The organism is Escherichia sp. AM3, from assembly GCF_032029835.1.
Taxonomy (GTDB): Bacteria; Pseudomonadota; Gammaproteobacteria; order Enterobacterales; family Enterobacteriaceae; genus Escherichia; species Escherichia coli.
Genome location: NZ_JAVUPQ010001054.1, coordinates 1 through 262 on the forward strand (window position 1 = coordinate 1; position 262 = coordinate 262).

The 262-nt window shown below is 53.8% G+C and carries 1 pseudogene; it reads left to right on the forward strand.

Annotation, left to right across the window (positions count from 1 at the left end):
* A pseudogene (locus RTW80_RS29665) lies at positions 1–262 on the forward strand (cardiolipin synthase B); the annotation flags it as partial.

The following is a 262-nucleotide window of genomic DNA, read 5'->3' on the forward strand; positions in this document are numbered from 1 at the left end:
GCAGGAAGGTAACCGTATTACGCTGCTGGAAAATGGCGATAACTTTTATCCGGCGGTTTTTGAGGCGATTAGCCACGCACAGCAGAAAGTCTTTCTGGAAACGTTTATCTGGTTTGAAGACGACGTGGGCAGGCAGTTGCACAGCGCACTGCTGCATGCCGCCCGTCGCGGTGTAAAAATCGAGGTTCTGCTCGACGGATATGGTTCGCCGGATCTCAGCGACGAATTTGTTAACGAGCTCACCGCCGCAGGGGTGGTGTTC